The sequence below is a fragment of the Collimonas fungivorans genome, assembly GCF_028292705.1.
GTDB classification, from domain to species: Bacteria; Pseudomonadota; Gammaproteobacteria; order Burkholderiales; family Burkholderiaceae_D; genus Collimonas; species Collimonas fungivorans_B.
On record NZ_JAQGLV010000366.1, the window covers coordinates 1 to 4668 of the forward strand.

Genomic DNA, 4668 nt, shown 5'->3' on the forward strand with positions numbered 1-4668 from the left:
TACGCCTCCATGTGCCGGTAGCCGTTCCAGGCCAGCGTAGCGACCCGCTCGCCCATGCCCACGCCTAGCGTTGCCAGGGCATTGGCGAGCTTGCGTGCGCGCCGGTGGCAATCGCTGTAGGTATAGCGGTGGAGATCGCCCTCGACCCGCCGCGACACGATTTCATTGCTGCCGAAATAGCGGTCGGCATGCTGGATAATGCTGGAGATGAGCAATGACTGGCTCATCATCTGCCCCATCAGCGGGCTCTTGGGATATTTGGACATCGCATCTCCTGAGGTTGTAGTGCCTCTGTTTTTATTGCAATTTACACGTTTTATCCGCGCCAGAGATGCATGCCGAAAAAAAAAGACCCAGCTTTGCCGCCGGTCACTTGGCGGTAAAGCTGGGTCCTTCTATTACTGCTTGTCTTTTACTGCTGTTTCCGTCTTAGCGCGCCGAAATCGCATCCACCACGCACAGCGCAGTCATGTTGACGATGCGGCGCACGGTGGCCGACGGCGTCAGGATATGGACCGGCTTGGCGCAGCCCAGCAGGATAGGACCCACTGCAACGCCGTTGCCGCAAGTATTCTTGAGCAGGTTGTAGGCGATGTTGGCGGCGTCGATGTTAGGCATCACCAGCAGGTTGGCGTCGCCTTTCAGGGACGAATCCGGCATCACTTTCCGCAGCAGCTCGCCGTCCAGCGCGGTATCGCCGTGCATTTCGCCGTCGACTTCCAGATCCGGCGCATGCTCCTTGATGATGGCCAGGGCATTCCGCATTTTTTGCGCCGAAGCGCTGTTGCTGGTGCCGAAATTGGAATGGGACAGCAAGGCTGCGCGCGGCTTGATGCCGAAACGCAGCATTTCTTCCGCCGCCAGGATCGTGATTTCCGCCAGCTGTTCGGCGGTCGGATCTTCATTGACATGGGTATCGACCAGCACCAGCTGCCGGCTCGGCAGGATCAGCGCATTCATCGCGGCGTAGACGTTGACGCCGTCGCGCCGGCCCAGCACCTTGTCGATATAGTGCAAATGCAGGCTGGTAGTGCCGTAGGTGCCGCAGATCATGCCGTCGGCGTGGCCCTTGTGGATCGCCATCGAACCGATCAGCGTATGGCGGCGGCGCATTTCCAGCTTGGCGTACTGTTCGGTCACGCCCTGGCGCTTGGTCATCGCCAGGAAAGTCTGCCAGTAGTCGCGATAGCGTTCGTCGAAATCAGGATTGATGACTTCGAAATCGACATCCGCTTTCAGGCGCAGGCCGAAGCGCTCAATGCGCTGCTGCAGCACCGCCGGCCGGCCGACCAGGATCGGACGCGCCAGGTTTTCGTCAACCACCACCTGCACCGCGCGCAGTACGCGTTCTTCTTCGCCTTCGGCGTACACGATCCGTTTCTTCTCTGCTGTCGTCTTCTTGGCGATCTGGAACAGCGGCCGCATGAACGTGCCGCTGCGGTAGACGAATTGCTGCAGCTTGTCGATGTAGGCTTCCATGTCCTTGATCGGACGGCTGGCGACGCCGGACGCTTCGGCGGCCTTGGCGACTGCCGGCGCGATCTTGATCATCAGGCGCGGATCGAACGGCTTTGGAATGATGTACTCAGGGCCGAACGACAGGTTGGTGATGCCGTAGGTGGTGGCGACGATGTCCGACTGCTCGGCTTGCGCCAGCTCGGCGATCGCATGCACCACCGCGATTTCCATCTCGCGCGTGATGGTGGTGGCGCCGCAATCGAGGGCGCCGCGGAAAATGTACGGGAAGCACAGCACGTTGTTGACCTGGTTCGGATAGTCCGAACGGCCGGTCGCCATGACGGCGTCGTCGCGCACGGCCTTGACGTCTTCCGGCAGGATTTCAGGAGTCGGGTTGGCCAGCGCCAGCACCAGCGGCCGCGCCGCCATCGCCTTCACCATGTCTTGCTTGAGCACGCCGCCGGCCGACAGGCCGAGGAAAATGTCGGCGCCGGGAATCAGCTCGGCCAGGGTGCGCGCATCGGTCTCGCGGGCAAAACGTTCCTTGTCCGGATCCATCAGTTCGACCCGGCCTTTATAGACCACGCCGGCCAGGTCGGTAACGAAAATATTTTCAATCGGGAAGCCGAGGTCGACGATCAGGTCGAGGCAGGCCAGCGCCGCGGCGCCGGCGCCGGACACCACCAGCTTGCAGCTCTTGAGGTCTTTGCCGACCACTTTCAGGCCGTTCAGGATCGCAGCGCCGACGATGATCGCAGTGCCATGCTGGTCGTCATGGAATACCGGGATCTTCATGCGGTCGCGCAGCTTGCGTTCGATCTCGAAACACTCCGGCGCCTTGATGTCTTCCAGGTTGATGCCGCCGAAGGTCGGCTCGAGCGAGGCGATGATGTCGCACAGCTTTGCCGGATCGGTTTCGTTGATTTCGATATCGAAGACATCGATGCCGGCGAATTTCTTGAACAGCACGCCCTTGCCTTCCATCACCGGCTTCGACGCCAGCGGCCCGATGTTGCCCAGGCCAAGCACGGCGGTGCCGTTGGTGATGACGGCGACCAGGTTGCCGCGCGCCGTGTAGCGAAAGGCATTGGCCGGATCGGCCACGATTTCTTCGCAGGCGGCAGCTACGCCTGGCGAATACGCCAGCGCCAGGTCGCGCTGGTTAGTCAGTAATTTGGTCGGGGTGACGCTGATTTTCCCCGGGGTCGGAAACTCGTGATACTCAAGCGCCGCCTGACGCAATTGTTGACGAAGTTCTTCTTTTTTATCGATCATCGAATCCATATGCGTCTGTCCCCAAGCGTAACAAGTGAAAGTCTTTGATTTTATCAGACTGGTCGCGGCCGACTATGTGAATTTCGCATGGTGAATAACGATTTCATAGGGTAATTTATAAAAACTATTTGATTGTAAAAATTAAACATAAAAAACTATCAACCCTATACAGACAATCAATTTTCCATATCAATAAATAAAAACTATCATTGCTTCCTAGTCAATTGCAAAAAACTTCCTTCCCGCATCAATTGAGAGAGATCAACATGGCAAACCAAGACAACAGCAGCAAATCGGTCACCATAGAAAACCTGGAAGCAGCCTTCGCCGGCGAATCCATGGCCCACATCAAATACCGCTATTTCGCCAAGCTGGCGCGCGAAGCCGGCGCCGACGACGTCGCCAGGATTTTTGAGGAAACCGCCGACCAGGAAGTGATGCATGCCTTCGGCCACCTCGACCTGCTGTATCCGAAAGCACAGCTGACTCCAGCCAAGTCGCTGGAAATCGCGATCGAAGGCGAGACTTACGAATATACCGAGATGTATCCGAAGTTCCGTCACCTGGCGATAGAAGAAGGCAACCAGGCTGCCGTCGCCGAATACGATGAGCAGATCGCCGAATCCAGGGAACATGCGGAAAATTTCAAGCGCACCCTGGAAAAGGCGGCCAAACGTTTCGCTGCCCTGGCCAAGGTGGAAGAACGCCACGCCAATCATTACCAGAACGCGCTCGACGCCCTGCGTGCCGCATAATCACGGCAAACTCACGGCAAATTCACGGCAAACACGCCTGGCGGCACTACTGCGCCGCCAGGCCGAATCATATTTCGACACACACTTAGGAACAAAATGAAGACTTACCAATGCATCGTTTGCGGACTGATCTATGACGAAGCCGCAGGCTGGCCCGAAGACGGCATCGCCGCCGGCACCAAATGGGCAGACGTGCCTGCCAGCTGGGAGTGCCCGGACTGCGGCGTCGCAAAGGCGGATTTTGAGATGGTTGAGATCTGAGCTCCTGTTGTAAAATTAGCCGCCGCAAACGTTGCGGCGGCTAGCATTCCACATACCGCTTTCATCACTATCGCCAACCATCCTCCAGGACATTCATGAAACCCATCATCATCATCGGCGCCGGCATGGCTGCATATAGTCTCGCGCGCGAAGTGCGCAAGCTGGACAAGACAGCCGCGCTGCTGGTCATTACTGCCGACGATGGCGGTTTCTATTCCAAGCCGATGCTGTCCAACGCTTTCGCGCAAAAGAAACTGGCGGCGCAGCTGATCTCGCAAAGCGCGGTGCAGATGGCGGAACAGATCGGCGCCAGCATCATGACCAAGACCCGGGTCAAGGGCATCGACACCGCGGCCAAGGTGGTCGACACCAGCAGCGGCGCTTTCGAATATGCGCAGCTGGTGATTGCCGTCGGCGCCCAGCCTATCCGCCTGAACATCGCCGGCGACGCCGCCGACCGCGTGCTGTCGGTCAATCACATCGAAGACTACGCCACCTTCCGTGCCAAGCTGCTGCCGGATCAACAGGCAACAGCGCGTGTAGCAATCCTGGGCGCCGGCCTGATCGGTTGCGAGTTTGCCGACGACCTGGCCGTGCATGGCCACACGGTGACGCTGATCGATCCCAATTCCCTGCCATTGGCAGCGCTGGCTGCGCCGGCTTTATCGCAAGGCTTGCAGGCAGCGCTGACTGCCCGCGGCATCGCCCTCCAGCTCGGGACCACCGCCGCCAGCATCGACCATGCCGACGGCGCAATCAAGCTCACCTTGTCGAACGGCGAAACAGTGATTGCCGATGTGGTCCTGTCTGCGGTCGGCCTGCGTCCTGACCTGGCGCTGGCGCAGGCAGCCAAATTGGCTACCGGCCGCGGCATCATGATTGACAGCCATGGCCGCACCAGCGCTCCAGATGTCTATGC

Annotated in this window: 5 protein-coding genes; 3 read left to right on the forward strand and 2 right to left on the reverse strand. The window is 58.9% G+C overall.

Features of this window, described 5'->3' with window-relative positions; genetic code table 11:
• The coding region (locus tag JWQ61_RS20370) for an AMP-binding protein (protein WP_304362116.1) at positions 1-266 on the reverse strand (266 nt) is incomplete at its 3' end.
• 163 nt (positions 267-429) lie between these two features.
• Complete coding sequence (locus JWQ61_RS20375) at positions 430-2742, reverse strand: NADP-dependent malic enzyme (RefSeq protein ID WP_304362117.1); 2313 nt, start codon at positions 2740-2742, stop codon at positions 430-432.
• 257 nt (positions 2743-2999) lie between these two features.
• Between JWQ61_RS20375 and JWQ61_RS20380 the strand changes: the two genes are divergently transcribed.
• From JWQ61_RS20380 to JWQ61_RS20390, 3 genes are all read left to right on the forward strand, one after another.
• Positions 3000-3488, forward strand: coding sequence for a rubrerythrin family protein (locus tag JWQ61_RS20380; protein WP_304362118.1), 489 nt, complete (start codon positions 3000-3002; stop codon positions 3486-3488).
• A gap of 96 nt (positions 3489-3584) precedes the next feature.
• Complete coding sequence (locus JWQ61_RS20385; protein ID WP_304362119.1) at positions 3585-3749, forward strand: rubredoxin; 165 nt, start codon at positions 3585-3587, stop codon at positions 3747-3749.
• 95 nt (positions 3750-3844) lie between these two features.
• Positions 3845-4668: FAD-dependent oxidoreductase (locus JWQ61_RS20390; RefSeq protein ID WP_304362120.1), on the forward strand; the 824-nt coding region annotated here is incomplete at its 3' end.